Origin of the sequence: Apilactobacillus kunkeei DSM 12361 = ATCC 700308 (genome assembly GCF_001281265.1) — a bacterium.
Lineage (GTDB): Bacteria > Bacillota > Bacilli > Lactobacillales > Lactobacillaceae > Apilactobacillus > Apilactobacillus kunkeei.
This window is the reverse complement of record NZ_JXDB01000001.1, coordinates 38,314-54,233: the sequence shown is the minus strand read 5'-3', so window position 1 is coordinate 54,233 and position 15,920 is coordinate 38,314. Positions and strand designations below refer to the sequence as shown.

At 31.1% G+C, this 15,920-nt stretch carries 18 protein-coding genes and 1 riboswitch; of the genes, 6 read left to right on the top strand and 12 right to left on the bottom strand.

What is annotated here, in order from left to right; genetic code table 11:
- The first annotated feature begins 1 nt into the window (after position 1).
- Positions 2-1,306 carry a DNA methyltransferase gene (locus RZ79_RS00240; RefSeq protein ID WP_054449500.1) on the top strand — a complete coding sequence of 435 codons (1,305 nt, stop codon included), beginning with the start codon at positions 2-4 and terminating at the stop codon, positions 1,304-1,306.
- 1,607 nt (positions 1,307-2,913) lie between these two features.
- Here RZ79_RS00240 and RZ79_RS00235 read toward each other — a convergent pair.
- The 10 genes from RZ79_RS00235 to RZ79_RS07045 all read right to left on the bottom strand — a co-directional run bounded on the left by RZ79_RS00235 (position 2,914) and on the right by RZ79_RS07045 (position 9,209).
- Entirely contained in the window at positions 2,914-3,471 is a 558-nt protein-coding gene (locus RZ79_RS00235) for a hypothetical protein (protein WP_054449499.1), read from the bottom strand.
- 466 nt (positions 3,472-3,937) lie between these two features.
- Positions 3,938-4,075, bottom strand: coding sequence for a hypothetical protein (locus RZ79_RS07205; protein WP_155457547.1), 138 nt, complete (start codon positions 4,073-4,075; stop codon positions 3,938-3,940).
- A gap of 307 nt (positions 4,076-4,382) precedes the next feature.
- On the bottom strand, positions 4,383-6,641 hold the full coding sequence (locus RZ79_RS00230) for a VapE domain-containing protein (protein ID WP_054449498.1): 2,259 nt from the start codon (positions 6,639-6,641) through the stop codon (positions 4,383-4,385).
- Positions 6,642-6,788: 147 nt separating this feature from the next.
- Positions 6,789-6,995 carry a hypothetical protein gene (locus RZ79_RS00225; RefSeq protein WP_054449497.1) on the bottom strand — a complete coding sequence of 69 codons (207 nt, stop codon included), beginning with the start codon at positions 6,993-6,995 and terminating at the stop codon, positions 6,789-6,791.
- A gap of 147 nt (positions 6,996-7,142) precedes the next feature.
- Positions 7,143-7,361: a hypothetical protein gene (locus tag RZ79_RS00220; RefSeq protein ID WP_054449496.1), complete on the bottom strand. Its 219-nt coding sequence runs from the start codon at positions 7,359-7,361 to the stop codon at positions 7,143-7,145.
- 33 nt (positions 7,362-7,394) lie between these two features.
- Positions 7,395-7,796: a hypothetical protein gene (locus tag RZ79_RS00215; RefSeq protein WP_054449495.1), complete on the bottom strand. Its 402-nt coding sequence runs from the start codon at positions 7,794-7,796 to the stop codon at positions 7,395-7,397.
- Between the two features lie 11 nt (positions 7,797-7,807).
- A complete protein-coding gene (locus RZ79_RS07200; RefSeq protein WP_155457545.1) occupies positions 7,808-7,948 on the bottom strand; it encodes a hypothetical protein in 141 nt (46 codons plus the stop codon).
- Between the two features lie 2 nt (positions 7,949-7,950).
- Positions 7,951-8,652 (bottom strand): Rha family transcriptional regulator, encoded by a 702-nt coding sequence (locus RZ79_RS00210; RefSeq protein WP_054449494.1) that lies wholly within the window; start codon positions 8,650-8,652, stop codon positions 7,951-7,953.
- A 106-nt stretch (positions 8,653-8,758) separates the two neighbouring features.
- Positions 8,759-9,028: a hypothetical protein gene (locus tag RZ79_RS00205; protein ID WP_054449493.1), complete on the bottom strand. Its 270-nt coding sequence runs from the start codon at positions 9,026-9,028 to the stop codon at positions 8,759-8,761.
- A 4-nt stretch (positions 9,029-9,032) separates the two neighbouring features.
- Entirely contained in the window at positions 9,033-9,209 is a 177-nt protein-coding gene (locus RZ79_RS07045; protein ID WP_080997402.1) for an excisionase family DNA-binding protein, read from the bottom strand.
- A gap of 162 nt (positions 9,210-9,371) precedes the next feature.
- On the opposite strand from RZ79_RS07045, the gene RZ79_RS00200 reads away from it, so the two are divergent.
- From RZ79_RS00200 to RZ79_RS00190, 3 genes are all read left to right on the top strand, one after another.
- Entirely contained in the window at positions 9,372-10,196 is an 825-nt protein-coding gene (locus RZ79_RS00200) for a helix-turn-helix domain-containing protein (protein WP_054449492.1), read from the top strand.
- A gap of 51 nt (positions 10,197-10,247) precedes the next feature.
- Complete coding sequence (locus RZ79_RS00195; protein WP_054449491.1) at positions 10,248-11,408, top strand: tyrosine-type recombinase/integrase; 1,161 nt, start codon at positions 10,248-10,250, stop codon at positions 11,406-11,408.
- A gap of 530 nt (positions 11,409-11,938) precedes the next feature.
- On the top strand, positions 11,939-13,078 hold the full coding sequence (locus tag RZ79_RS00190; protein WP_054449490.1) for a cation:proton antiporter: 1,140 nt from the start codon (positions 11,939-11,941) through the stop codon (positions 13,076-13,078).
- 28 nt (positions 13,079-13,106) lie between these two features.
- On the opposite strand, the gene thiW is transcribed toward RZ79_RS00190, so the two are convergent.
- The gene (gene thiW / locus RZ79_RS00185) at positions 13,107-13,616 is read right to left on the bottom strand and encodes an energy coupling factor transporter S component ThiW (RefSeq protein ID WP_054449489.1); all 510 of its coding nucleotides are present in this window, start codon (positions 13,614-13,616) and stop codon (positions 13,107-13,109) included.
- A gap of 93 nt (positions 13,617-13,709) precedes the next feature.
- Positions 13,710-13,801, bottom strand: a riboswitch (TPP riboswitch).
- A gap of 99 nt (positions 13,802-13,900) precedes the next feature.
- Here thiW and RZ79_RS00180 point away from each other — a divergent pair.
- Together RZ79_RS00180 and RZ79_RS00175 are read left to right on the top strand one after the other, a co-directional pair.
- Complete coding sequence (locus RZ79_RS00180) at positions 13,901-14,350, top strand: MarR family winged helix-turn-helix transcriptional regulator (protein WP_053794938.1); 450 nt, start codon at positions 13,901-13,903, stop codon at positions 14,348-14,350.
- Entirely contained in the window at positions 14,337-14,762 is a 426-nt protein-coding gene (locus RZ79_RS00175) for a GNAT family N-acetyltransferase (RefSeq protein WP_054449488.1), read from the top strand. The genes RZ79_RS00180 and RZ79_RS00175 overlap by 14 nt, the downstream gene beginning before the upstream one ends.
- Before the next feature lie 82 nt (positions 14,763-14,844).
- Here the strand turns inward: RZ79_RS00175 and RZ79_RS07275 are convergent, their stop codons facing one another.
- Positions 14,845-15,627, bottom strand: a complete 783-nt coding sequence (locus tag RZ79_RS07275; protein WP_054449487.1) for a hypothetical protein — start codon at positions 15,625-15,627, stop codon at positions 14,845-14,847.
- Positions 15,628-15,920 lie beyond the last annotated feature (293 nt).

The window sequence follows — 15,920 nt, the reverse complement described above, 5'->3', positions numbered from 1 at the left end:
AATGACAATAATACATTATAAAAACCTTCCTAAAAATATTACTAATGGTACTGAGGTAAGTATTGATAATAATAAAGTAACTGCATCAACACATGGATTTCATAAATATCCCGGAAAATTCATACCTCAAATACCAGAGTGGGCTATTAAATCGTATCTTAGGGGTGAAAATAAAATAGTATTGGATCCTTTTGTAGGCAGTGGAACAACTGTTGTAGAGGGAATTTCAAATGGATATAATTCATATGGAATTGATATAGATCCACTATCGTGTTTAATCTCAAAAGTAAAATCTACACCTATTGATCAAACAATATTTTCAAATATAAGCCATTGGATAATGGATAATGTAGAAAATGCTAAGCCACTTTTTAATCCTAAAACCGATAATTTAAATCATTGGTTTACTAATGAAGCAATTATTAAGTTAAGTAAATTAAGAACACTAATTGATGATATACCAAATAAATTTTCTAGTATTGATAATATAGATGACTATTATGATGCATTTATAATAGCATTTTCAGGGATAATAAGAAGAGTCTCTAATGCTGATAATCAATCACAAAAGACCTATGTATCCGGGACTAAAGTAAAGAAGCCAGCTGAAGTTTATTCACTATTTCAAAAGCAATTAAATCTATTTGTAAATGGATTTAAAGAATTAAATGATCGTTGGAATAAGAAATCAAAATCTATTATTATAAAATCAGATGGAAATCCTGATTTTTCTAAAATTCTTCCAACTAAAGTGGATTTAATAGTAACCTCTCCACCGTATATAAAATCAATAGATTATGTGTATAATCAAATGGTTGAATTATTTTGGATAGGTGATTTATTTGATATGAACACTCAAACTAATCAGAATAAAAAGAGAAGAAAGTATACTGGTACTACTTTAATACCTAAAAAAGAGTATAGTGGCTTCTTAAGTAAAAAAGATAATTTTAATATACCGTTATTAGATAATAGTATAACTGAAGTGTTAAAAGATAATAAAAATGGAGAAAAGCATGCCTATATTATTTATAAATATTTTTCATTTATGAAAGAACATTTTAATGCTTCGGAAAAAGTTCTAAATGATGAAGGACATTATGTTATGGCTATTGGAAATAGTAAAGTAAGCAATGTTGAAATTCCTACTGCTGATATTTTAATATCAATAGCTAATGATGCCGGATTTACTTTAGAAAATAGATGGAGTTATGTAATAAAAAATCATTTTATGGGATTTGATAGAAAAAATCACGGTGGAAAGATAAAGATTGATCATATGTTAATTTTTAAAAAAAATAATTAGTATTAATTTAACATAGATTCTAACGTTTAATTTTCATTAATTCATGAATACAAAATACGTTGTAACTATTAATTTAGTAGCAACGTATTTTTTAATTATATATCCTACTTAATCAGTAACTGTGAATAAACGAAAATCTAGCGTTTCTTAGCCTAGTAAAATAACCAGTTAACAGACTTAATGCTGCTAACTGGTCACTTAAAAGAGATTAATTAATTCAAGGGGGACTCCCCTTTGCGTGTGATTATAACATGTAAGATATTATTTTAATTTATTGAACATAATCACCGCCACACCCCCCAGTGTCGATGTCGTTCCTGTTTGCTAATTGATTGATCAGTCTGGCCTCTCAGCAATTTGTTTTCGTTTAACAAATCCTAATACAAGTCCTGCTGTTTCGTTAGTTCATCTAGAAGTTTTTCAATTTGAGCATCTTTAACCTCTAATTGACGTTTTAATAATTCGATAGCGTCCATATAGCTTGTTTGGTGATGTGCAGCTCGGTAGCTAGTTTTTGAATCGTCTTACTCATAAAATCGCCTCGCCCTTTTTGAGACGATTATAAATCTAAAATCGTAAATGAACTAGTCAATTGTATTATTGGTTCTGTAGTTGCTGTTAGCAATTGGTTAATTTGGATGGTTAATGAATCGATATGTGGATTCAACAGAGTCTATACAGCCCATTTCAATCCGTTTGATAATAATAGATACGTAAATTTCACGAAAGTACTCGTATTTTATTTTAATAACGAGATTATTAAGTGGTTTAAGTGTTATATTGATCAGAATTAATATAATTAAAGAACTTCTGGTGACTGTCCATATTCCAGTCACAGCATAATAAGTCAATAACAGTGAATAAACAAATTTATAAAGTTTCTTAGTTTAATGCATAGAAAAAATGGTTAAAACGAATACTTAGTTCGTCAAAACTGTTTTTTAATTATTAAATTTTGAAATTATCTTAGTGCATCCATTATTGATTTTGCATTAAAAGATCTAGCCCATGTAGCACCTTTACTAAGTATGTTAGATGGAGATTCATTTGAGTTTTCAATTTGCTCCTATACTGAATATTGGCACAGATAAACCTGGACGGTTTATGGCATAATAATATTCAGATAGGAGAAATATGTATGATGGTTCCTAACTTGCTCAATCTTTTTGCCTAACCTGAAATATCTATAATGTACACCGCCTTAAATGCCCTAAAATGCCACGATCAGTGATGCATAATATAACTAATTAATCACATTTATAAACTCTTGAAAAGTTATCATTTATCATCATTTTTGATGCAATCCAAATGAATACATAATCATAAAAATACTAGCATTTTCAAGTATTTTAGATGCATTGAACACTACTCACTAATAGCATCAAAACACTTGTTAAACTAATAGTTACGATAGATTATGTTCATATACCTACTTGTAACCAAAATGGACAAAACGTTACAACCCTAAACCCTTGCTACATATGCTTTTATAGTCGTTTTGTATCTCTTTTAAATGTAACGCTTGTTACAAGAAATGGACAAAAATCGTTACATGCTCATCCCTTGATACAACTAGGATTTACTGTGTTTTGTTACATAACCATGTATCACTTGAAACCACACATGCTACGAAATGCCATTCCCTTTTGATGTAAACTAGAGCCCCCAAAGCAGTATCTAGAATATCCAAATTTACTGTTCCAGAACTCAAAACTATCATTTAACATTTCAGCATCCAAAACTGGTAATCCACAATTAAATGGCAATTCTTTTAATAGATTACCACCATTCAATTTAATATCATTGCACTTAGCTATCAACTCTTTAATATCATCACGTCTTAATAAACGATAAGCATTAACTCTAGAAGTTTCTGGCTTTGTACAATAACAATGATAATAAGCAAAATCTTGCTTCCAACCATAGTAACCAATCATAATAGCAAATACAATTGCTCTATAAGGAATGTCGCTGTAATCGCTCTGATTATATACACGGTCTAGCTTTTTAATTCTTCTTTTACGTTTATTCCAATTATGGCGATATGCATAGCTACGCAACGTATTAAAGTTAATTCCATTGCGTTCTGCTATTTGTTTGATCGTACCGCTTGTATATCTAAACTCATATCTAATTGCTTCAACATCAAATACGCTAGTCCTCATTTAAAAGATTCCCCCCTAACATCAGAGCATTATGTATAAAAAGCAGTGAGTCATCACTGCTCTTATTTCGTTATCTTTGAAGTTATTTCGTGTGATGATATAACAATTATCAAGATATATCCAATGACTATATTATATCATAATTAACGTTATAAATCATCTATGAACCGCATTGTATCAACGTTTAAGAGACATTAAAAGGCATCCCTAATTGATAGAGTTACCCCTAATCTCTAAATATTCTTCTGTTAAAACATTTGTTTAAAGTCTCGGTACATTTCACGCTCAATTAAATCCATATCACCATTAAATTATTTATAGTATCCCATGAAATTAACTTTTTGATAGCGTGTAAATTCAATTTAAAAACGTTCATTTTCACTATTCAAAACTATAGCACTAGCATGATCTCTTACTAACTCATAATCTTGTTTAGTGCTATCAATATCATTAATAATTCATCAATTTACATTTTACGTTCAACACATTCTGGGTTGATGTCATTAGTGTCTGCCATAAAATCAATAGTCATATACTTTAAGACGTTATATAAATCAGTATTTATAAGATACTGTTTATTTAATTTATCTAAATTATTTTGCATTCTTTAATCTCCTATCAATCTTTTGGGTACGCTTTGTACGCTAAGGTACACTTATAAATAACATATCGTACTGCCTGTAATTGTTATAATAACAACCGTTATAAGCTATAGGTACACTTGGTACGCTGAAATAGCACTAAACAATATATTATAGTTACGAACAAATATAATAACTTTTTTCTATACACTTAAGTAATTTAGTGTACCTAGTGTACCCAACAGCAACTCATAGATATTATATCAACATTTATAAAGGGTACACTTAGCTTAAATCAAGCGTACCCTTAGTGTACCTAGTGTATCCAAACTACTTTTTCTTATATCCCCTAACATACCTTCCAAACAATTTAACTTTATTAGACTGCTTCCATTCATCTAATCCACTCATTGTGTAGCTAATCTTCTTAGTTAATGATTGTTGCGTTCCTTGGATGCTTGGATTTTTCAATTTGTTTAATGGAATGCTCAATAGTTCCCTAGTTGCTACTGCGGTTATTGGTACTAATTCATCTTGACTTAGTGGGGTCGTATCTTCTTCATTACTAGAATATCTATTACTCTGAAATACACGTTCATAATAACTAGATCTTTGGAATAAATCATAATCATCCCAATTAATAGGTACTTTCATGTTTAGATATTCCTTGATTGCTTCATCTTCTGGTTCATAGGTTTCATTTTTAGTTCGCTGTTCGTTAGCTGTCTTTTCTTCATCTGGTGTTAAATATAGTAATTCACCTTGTTCCATAAGATGCTTAGCTTCTGCATATATTTGATATAAAGTGTTATTGCTAATATCTATTGGTTTATTCTTTATTTCATTAACTCCGCATTCAACTGTTAAATATCTACGGTTACCAGTTTTATCAGATAAGAATTGTTGTTCATTAGTCGTTCCGATAAATACATTATGCCGTTTATAAATGCTATTGGCCTGCCCAAATGGTTTACGGTAAATATCTGTAGTAGCACTGACAAATGATTTTACATTGTCCGTTTTTGAGTTCTTAAAAGGTGCTAATTCGCCCACTTCAATGATCCAACTATCTTGCAATTTCATAGTATCATCCTTGTTACTACTATCCATTTTACTTAGATTATCTAAAAAATAACCACTAGCTAGTTTACTAACAAGCGTACTTTTACCAATTCCCTGCTTTCCAGTTAGAATAGGCATTAAATCAAACTTAATGCCGGGATGAAATACTCTTGATACCGCACCAACCATAAATTTACGAGCAACTAATCTATTGTAATTATTATCTTCTGCACCTAAATAATCAATAAATAGGCTATCAACTCGCTTTTTACCGTCCCACTGTTGAATGTTGATTAAATCTTTAACTGGATTAAAGGTGTTTTTTAAAGCGTATTCTTCAATTCCTTGATACATGGTTCTAGGAACATTTGCGGTCATATTGTATTTACGCTCAATGTAAATCCTTATCCTGGTTTCATCTAGATCTCCCCACCGTTTCCATGTATCGCCATGTTTAATAACTACTGAGTTAATAAATTCGTTATATTTGATTGATGATTTAAAATGCTCATCATATTCACAAATATTAGTAAAATTAGTGGCAAAATTGGTTCTAGGATTGCCGTTATTATTAAATGCTAATTGGGCATTCCGTTGGTTCTGTTCAGCTTTATCATCTAATTCCGTTGCTTTAATAATGCTATGATTTCTCTTAGCAATGCTGTTGAAAATACCCTTTAATTCTTTATTCGGTAATGGTGGAAATACAAATTTATCATTGATCAACTGTAATTGTTGCCAAACTGTTTTGTTATCCGCACCAGTATGAAACAAACTACCAGTAACGCTAGTTAGTCTCTCGTTACGTTCATGTTCTGGGATTCCATTTAATAACATTTCATTAAAATTAATTACCCACTGCATAGCTTTTTGATTAATGCTCTTACCTTTATTATGTTCTGATTTCGCTCGCTTGTTTTGTTCATGCTTTAAAATCGCATCATTTACGGATGATTTAAGCCATTTAGGCATTACATCCATTTCATCACTAGCAAGCACACAAACATTGTCTAAAAAGCTATTAGTAATTAATTTATAACTATCACTTGGATAAATAATTGTAGAATTAGTTTTAACTTCAACACCTGATATTTTTAAATCTGTTGGTATGCTTTCGTTTGGTAAATCATATCTATAGATATAGTGAAGTCCGTTATTCTTAGTTCTTTCAATAGCTACTTTATTTTCATGCAATCTATTTCCATTTCGTTCATTTTCTTTAATCCATTCCATGCCTGTACTATTAGCATGCTCACTTGGATCATCAATATCAATCGTGATTAATCCGCTCTTCAATGGTATCATAGCTACATCATATGAAATATTGCCGTTTTGGTCTGGTTTTAGCCATGTTTCTAATTGTCCAATATCATAAGTGGCATTCTCGTTCCATGCCTTAATTGCGGGCTCTTTAGTCCCTTTTTTAAGTGGATACATAAAAATATGGTTACTTGATAACACTTTAATATAATCCCATGGATTAAGCTGTTCTAATGGCGTTGTATCTTTAACTAAATCGGATTTCATAACAGTCCCACCTTTCCAAAATAATAAAAGCACCAAAATCAACTGTCCCGTCTTTAGTGCTAATTTAGTTATCTAATCTTAATTGTTCTTAGCTTCAATCATGCTTATCAGTGCATCATCTATTGATTCTGATGATGTCTCTAATAGCTAATCTAAATGTATGAATGCCCCATCTTCAAATAGTAAAGCACTTAGATTGCTTAAATTCATCTGCTCATACTTATTTCTGTAATTCAACTCAATTACGCTTAGATAATCTCTAATAGCTGAATAGCTTTGTGATAGTTTTTTCTTAATCATTTCAGATTTAAAATCATCTGATTGCATTTCTATTGATTGTTTATTATCTTTCATTATTCAAAGTTCCCCCCTAAATTTGCTACAATAGGGATGTAAAAAGCTGTATAGACAAGCCTTTTAATATTAGAGCTACTGACCACCGTCCAAAGTATAGTAGCTCTTTTTGTATGCCCTAATGTATTCATGTTCATGCTCCTATTCTTAAAGAGGTTCAATATCATTGCCAAACTGCTCTTCAAGTCGCTTCATCATGGCTTTAGATGCTTCCACATCACCATCTAATTCCCCATTTACAACCCGCTTAGCCAGATCATATGCTAATGACATATCAAAGCCAAAGCCATTTCCAACTTTCTGAATGTGTTTAGCATCATATTTTTTCAATGGTTCACAAGCATCAATAAATTCAGTAACAGTCATCTTAGCCTGTAATTCATCTGACGTTATCCAGTCTTAAAGCGTTGCCTTATCCATTTTGGTTGCCTTTGGTGTTGGTAGTCCTTCTGGATAAACTAGGTTAGCACTCAACATCATTTCGTAGAATTCACGATTACTCATAATAGGTTCATCAGTTAAAGAAGTTTCTTCTACATAATCATCATATAAATTACCAATAAAATTTGGATAGTCTAAATGTACAAAATCACTAGTCTTCACCTCTGCTACCATTCCATTATCTATAGCCCATTTAGTTGCTTCTCCTTGCTCATCTACTAGATTAGATGCTACTGCTGTGTTATAAGCTTCTTTAATGCTAATCTTGACTCCAATGCTAATTTTGACTCCGCTTTCTTTTGCCATTTCATACATTTGCATTACTAACGGCATTTGTCTAATTTCTTTAGCTGTTTTCATTATTACATCTCCTAATCTTCTTCAATATCCTTCAAGAATTCCTTCAATGATCCGTGCTTTTCTACTGATTTACCTAAATAATAAATACTTGGCACTAAAATCATTAAACCAAATGAATTTAAATAGATATGGTTCACAATATATTCAAGCATCACTAATCACTTTCTTTTGACTTTTGATTAGAAATAGATAATTTAATTTCTTCATAGTCCTTATTCAAAATATTTAGAGCAATAACCGCATTCTTAACTTTATTAACTATATCTTGCTCATCAGTACTTAAATAATTAGATATAGAATTATTTTTAGGGATGTTTCTTTGCCTTCTTAAATTACTAGTATCAATTCCTAATGCTGTTTTATATATCAGCTTATTCAAATTTAAATAATCATGACTGCCATTCATATTTGAATTATCTTTTATCGCATCCCCTAATGATTTGGTAATAGGTTTACTTTGAACATGAATAATTTGTCTTTTTAATAATTCTTTTTTTATACTAGTAAATGCTTTTGATAAAGCACGTTTAAACTTAACAACTTGTTTAGTATTTTTTAAAAGAGAAATAATAAAAATAGCATCTTCTTCATTTAGCCCAATAATTCTATTAGGTCTACCAACTTTATGACTATTTAATTTATCCATTTCAAATGGGGAAATTTCTTTAGCATTTAACTCATTATCATACTTATCAATAAGTTGATTTATAGCTTTCATTCCAATATGTGCAAAATCTGAAATTGATTTATTGGTAGTATATATTTTTGCGTTCTCACTTAAATCACTCGCAAATACAATTCCATTTCCCAATAAATCCAATCCTAATGAATCGTCAACTTTATTAATGTTTTTCATATATTAAGCATCTCCAATCTATAAAGAATTAAATCATCAACACAAACATCATCCTAACTACATACCATTTTCCCCAACGGATTTATTATTTAGTAGTCATGCTTTTTTATTGTGCTCTCAAGAATTCTGAAATCTCTTTCTTACTAAAGAAAGTAATATTCATATCATCAATAAGGTGGTATTTAAGCCCCCTATCAATAAATTTAGTTAATGTTTGGTCTGATATTTGAAGATACTTACAAGCGTTCTTCCTACCCTTAATCCAATCATTATTAATGCCTGTTAGCTTCTGGGCATCATCAACTGCTTTTAATAGCAATCCTTGAATACTGCTATATAATTCTTGCTCTTGGGCACTTGGTAGCTTTACTTCCATAACTTCATCCCCTAACAGTTTTAGAAGCAAGGTATTTATCTAGTTCATCCTTGCTAATTCGCTTAACATTACCAATTTTCAAAGCTGGTAAGCCATCATCAATCATCTTATTTAATGTAATATAGCTATGGATGTTCATATAATTCATAGCTTCCTTATAAGTTAAATATTGGTTATTCATTTTGTCATCTCCTTTCTTTAAGAAACATCGAGCAACTTATTATGAAAAATAAAAAGAGAAACATTAAGCAACTCATTGACTAAATAATAACCATAGCATAAAATAAAGTCAAGCAACATTGAACAACTTTATATAAAACCAAATATAAAAAGGGGGGTAAAAATGGAAAGAGATAATAGTATAAATGTTAGCTTTTTATCAAATACCATTCTACAAACGAGAAAAAATCTAGGGAAAACCCAAGAAGAATTTGGTAATTTATTTCATCCAAAAGCAAATAAGGGAAATATATCAAAGTGGGAAAAGGGAAAATCTATACCGAGTGATGAAAGATTAGATGAAATAAGTAAACTAAGTGGCTATTCAAAAGAAGAGCTATTAAATGGATCTTTAAAAGATAAAATACAAAGTTTAATATCATTTGCATTATCATATTCAGCAGATAAATATAATAGTGATTTAAAAAAAGAAATGTCGTATGAAGACAAAAGTTTTTTAAGGGCTGCTAGTGAGATTAATTCATTATTTTTAAATGACTCTTTTGTTAGATACCCTAAAGGATTTCGGGTTAAAGATTTTAACAATTTAACTCAAAAAGAAAATGAAGTTCTGTCTAATTATTTTTCTCAAAATATAGAAGAAGCTGAGAAATATTACTTAAAATTGTCTTTAGAAAGGGCAAAAGGTGCTGGTGTATCTCCTAAAGATAGAAATATTTTAATGTTTATAATACGTGACGTTGTAGAAAATCATTTTGCTGAATATACACCCGACAATAAAGGATTGCTTAACTTAGTTAGAAACAGTATAGAAGATATATATGCAGACAAAATATATAAACTCATATATGTAGTGAATAGAGAACATAGAAGTGTACGAGTAGCAAAAAATATTAATCCAAGCCTTGAAAAACAAATAAATAATATTTTGTATGATACAGAAAAGAAGATTGATAAATTATATAAAGAATTCAACATCAAAGATTAACTACATCCCCCAATACATACCATTCCCCAACGGTATTAAAGGGATGATTTTATGGCAAGTATCAAGAGTTACACCAATGCAAATGGCGAGAAATTATATAAATTTCAGCTATATGCGGGCACTGATGCCCAAACTGGTAAACCTATCAAGACTACTAGACGTGGGTTCACAACAAAGAAAAAAGCCACTCTTGAAGCATCTAGATTAGAGCTAGAAATTGCACAAGGTGGCATTAAGGAAGAAAATAATATTAAGTTTGAAGATGTATATAAACAATGGTATCAAGCCTATATCAATACCGTTCGTGAGTCTACATTTGCAAGGACAGCGGGGATGTTCAAAAATCATATTCTAGTAGAATTTGGTAATAAACGCATCCGCACAATCAAGATTAATGATGTTCAAAAGGCGGTCAATAAGTGGTTCAAGATTGCCCCTGCTACATTTACAAAGTGGTATCACTACACATCAATGGTATTTGATTACGCCATTAAAGAAGGCTATATAGAGAATAGTGGTAATGCTAATCCTTGTAAGTTGGTAAGCATCCCTAAAAAACAAGAAGAGCAAGGCGATAAATTCGCTAACTTCTGGAATAAGCAACAATTAATTCAGTTCTTCAACTGTATTGATGCTAATAAGGAATTAGAAAAATTTACCCTGTTCAGAGTATTGGCATTTGCGGGATTAAGACGGGGCGAATGCTTAGCTCTAACGTGGGATGACGTTGATTTTGCTAATGGTACTATCCGCATCAATAAGACGCTAACACAAGGCATTAAGGGTAAACAAATTGTTCAAGCCCCTAAGACTAAAAAAGGTAGACGTACAATCCTGTTAGATACTTCCACCTTGAATTATCTAAAAAGGTGGCGGACTCAACAGAAACAACGTTATTTAATGCTAGGCTTCAATACGTTCAAGAATAGTCAATTAATCTTCGCTACGGTCCATAACACTCACAAGTGTTTGAATACACCTGCTAAATGGCTACACAAGATTATCAAGGAAAATGGATTAACCAAGATAACGGTTCACGGTTTTAGGCATACTCATGCATCCGCACTATTCGCATCAGGTGCTTCAATCAAAGAAGTTCAAGAGCGTTTAGGACATGAAGATGTTCAAACTACTATGAATGTATATACTCATGTTACTGATCAACAGAATAAAGATGCTGTAGATAAATTAGTAAATTATCTTAATTTTTAGGCAAATGGCATTCATTTTGGCATTCAATTAACCATTTTGAAGCACCCTAAAGTCTTACTATTACTGATATTACGGCATTTATGTAAATATAAGGTTCAAAACCCTGACTGCCCATAACTGATAAAACTGATGTAATGGTTTTAATGACCTATTACATCAGTTTTTTGTTTTCAAAAATTTTTCCGCAATATTCACCCTATTCACTAATCAGTGACAAAATACCGAATGGTTTATCCAGTATTAAACTTGATAACTTAAATTCAATTGAAAGAATCGCTATTTTAACTTTATTTATGCTTATTTGGGTATCTGCATATAAGCTAATTAATAAATTAATCAAAAATAAAACGTAAAACTTACAATAAATATTTAAAAAAAGCAGGACTTCGCTTTGATAGCGAGGATCCTGCTTTATTTTTGCAAAGTATCTCCTTGCATCCCTTCATATTTATAAGCATGATTTTAATGACATTTACACAATTAGGAGCAACCACTATAATCATTTTAAATAGTCTTGAAAGGAAGATTTAGTGAATTATATCTTATCAATTCCCATCATTTTGTTGTCCGCATTAATTATGGGAACACTTTTTGCAAAAATAAATCTGCCATCAGTAGTTGGACAATTAGTAGCTGGAATAATAATTGGACCAGCAATTTTAAATATCGTTAAACCTACAAGTTTAATTTCATCGTTAGCTGAATTAGGTGTAATTTTATTAATGTTTATCGCTGGGTTAGAAAGTGATTTAAATCTACTCAAAAAATACTTCAAACCAAGTATTATTGTTGCGATACTAGGGATTGTCTTTCCGGTTATTGGTATTTTTTATACCAGTAAATTATTTCACCTATCAAATGCAGAAAGTCTCTTTATCGGGGTCATTTTTGCAGCAACATCCGTTTCAATTTCGGTTGCGGTACTAAAGTCGATGAAGGCCCTAAATACGGAATCGGGAATTACCATCTTAGGGGCAGCAGTTGCGGATGATATCATCTCAATCCTGTTATTAAGTATCGTTATTACGTTTACGGGTATTGATTCGTCACAAGGCAGTTCTAACATTATCATTTTGATATTAATGCAAATTGGATTCTTTATTTTGATTTGGTTTTTATTCATCTTAGTCAAAAAAATTAAAATTGCTATTAATACTAAATTGGCACCAACACTCGGATTAATTCTTTGTTTATTATTATCCTCTCTAGCTGAACATGTTCAAATCAGTGCCATTACCGGTGCATTCTTTGCTGGAATATTAGTGGGAAAAACTAAATACAAAGAATCAATTAACCAACATATGAATCAATTTAGTAATTTGTTATTCATCCCTGTTTTCTTTGTTAACGTTGGACTTAACATGAATATAAAAGGAATTATAGAAAATATATCATTATTCCTATCATTATCCATTATTGCGGTAATTACTAAGTTTTTAGGAGCATATTTAGGATCACGTTTCTTTAAATTCAGTCGTTTATCAGCAACTGAAATTGGTGTTGGAATGATTAGTCGTGGCGAAGTTGGTTTAATTATTGCTGAGATTGGTTTAAAAAATAATATAATTTCAGATAATTACTACTCAACAATAATCGCCGTAATCATATTCACTACTATTTTGGCACCAATACTATTAAAACCAATCGTACTCAAAATCAAAAATATATAAAAAGACACCCAATGGGTGTCTTTTTTGTTTACTTAAAAAATAACTTTTGAATGTCTTTAAACTGACGAGTTTTGGAAAGTCTCAACAAGATAATGTATGCAATGATGGATCCTGAAATTGCACCACCAAAGAATTTAGGAGTGAACACGAACCAGAATAGTTGGTTAGAACTTCCGGTGTACCAAACCATCACAGGATATGAAGCAAGTGATCCTAATACCCCGGTTCCAACGATTTCGCCAATGACCGCCATCCAGTTTTTACGGTAGATAAGATATAGTAATCCCGCTAAAAAAGCACCGAAAACTGCTCCAGTGAATGCTAGTGGTGGAATCCCTAACAGTAACATTCTAAAACAAGCACAGACTATAGCCATAACTAGTGCATACCATGGTCCCATCAAAACTGCAGCAGTAACATTTAGTACCGATGACATGGGTGCCATTCCTTCAATTCTAAAAATTGGTGATAAAACAAAATCTAGTGCAATCATAATTGCTAAAATTGTTATTTTCTTGATGCTAACTTTTGAATCCATTAATAAAGCCCCTCTCAAATATGTATACTTCATCAATGGATGCACCCATACAGTACCTTATTAAAAAAGTCCCTATCTTTGATAGATAGGGACAGTCCAAGTGCGTTATCTTCCCTAGCGCCAGCATTATCTGGATCAGGTTCTTGGGTATAATCTCAGCCTTTTAGGGCACCCCATTAATGTTTGTATGTTTAAGATAATACATTAGTTCTATGAAATAGTCAAAATTAATTAGTGGACAAAAGCCACTACTTTGATATAATCATTTAAAAGGAAGTAATTATATGAACAATAAACAAATCGAAACTATCAGACACTTTAACCGTAAATATACACAACAATTAGGAATATTGCAGAAAAACGTCTTTAATAGCGAAATAAGTTGGGCTGAAGCTCGAATTCTAATGGATGTTGGGTACATGAAAAATCCTACACCAATGAAAATTGCAATCAACTTAGATCTTGATAAAAGCTACGTCAGTCGTGTCATCAACAAGTTAAATAATTTAAAATACATTGAAAAGAAAGATACAAAAAAAGATAAAAGAACAAAATTACTATATTTAACAAATACTGGAAAGCAAGTTGTTGAACAACTAAATATTAATTCCGATAAACAAATTCAATTAATAATAGATAATCTCAGCAACGAAGAACAAGAGTCCTTTTATCAATCAATTAATACATTGAATCAGCTACTAGAAAAAGGTGGTATCAATCATGTGGAAAACTAAAAAATTTACAGAATTAACTTTAGAAGAACTTTTCGAAATTTACCGTGTCAGATCAGAGGTATTCGTCGAGGAACAACATATCGTCTATGCTGATCCAGATGAGAACGATAAAAAAGCACTCCACATTTTCGAAACAGATGGCAGGAATATCACTGCTTACGCTAGAATTTTTAAAGATCATGATCACGTTACTTTTGGTCGAGTTTTAACGACTAAAAAAGTTCGTGGAACCGGAAAAGGAAAAGAACTACTAGAAAAAATTTTAAATGTAATAAATCAATATTTCCCTAATACCAGAATCGAAATCGATGCTCAAGCATACGCGGTTGGATACTACGAAAAAAGTGGGTTCAAAGTTGCCAGTGAACCATTTATAGAAGCCGGCATTAATCATATTAAAATGCAACACTAATTAGTAATTGCTGATAATGAAATCCAATTTTCTTAAAAAGCAAAATAAAAAAGCCTACCGAAACGGTGGGCTTTTTTAGATGTTAAAGGTTAAGATTAACAGCGATTGTATAATCAGGTGTGTAGTTAAACGTAAACGAACTAAAGTCCGCAGGAGTTGAATCATCATTTCCAACAAATGTTAGGTCGATTACTTGTTGACTGTTTCCTGGAACATTCATCGCAGATCCACTCCATGCTGGGTATAGTTTCTTATCAACATTGTTTGATGAAATATAAGTGTCCTCATTATCACCTGAGAAGTAATCATGAGAATAACCATCAGGATTTTGAACCAAGAAAGTAAATGTCATTGCCGTATGGTACTGACTATTTGTTAAATTATAGTAGGTAATACCTTTTAGTATTAGCTTATTTGGGTTGTATTCATCAGTACTGTCATCTTTAACAAGTTGATCATTGTACGATTTGTACTGCTTATTAGTGTATTCAACCTTAATTGGATTATTACCATCTGGATTGATAGTGATTGTTGGATTACTGTAAGTAATTGGAGTAGGTCCCGCAGGAGTCTTAGCAACATGTTTTACCACTTTTTTCTTAGCTACATGTTTCTTAGTAGATTTCTTCTTTTTCTTAGCTACCTTTTTCTTTGAATGCTTCTTAGTAGCCTTCTTCTTACTCTTCTTTGTTGTCTTCTTGTGTTTCTTTGAAGATTTCTTTGCTTTCTTGTGCTTTTTTTCATTCTTATGATGAGTAGCCGCATTCGCTTCAACTGAAGTAAATGAACTAATCGAAGTTGATGCACTCGCAGCAAAAAGTGTTAATACTGCCATAATGGCAAAAAATGACTTTTTGATTTTCATATCAAAATCCCCCCCGAAATATATATGTAATAATATTAAAAAACTCTTTAACATCTTTAATATTATTATAATATTTATATAAAGTCTATTACCCAATAAAAATAAACCAATAAGTCAATAGTGATATTTTTACCTTCAAATCTATATTTTATAAGATTATTGACGCTATTTGATCAGTATACATATGAATTTTTATCACCTTTTTTATATTTAGTATACAAAATGTCAATATTAAACAAAGCTAACTATTTAAATTTTTATGGAGTGATTGCATAAATTCAATTGTGATTTTA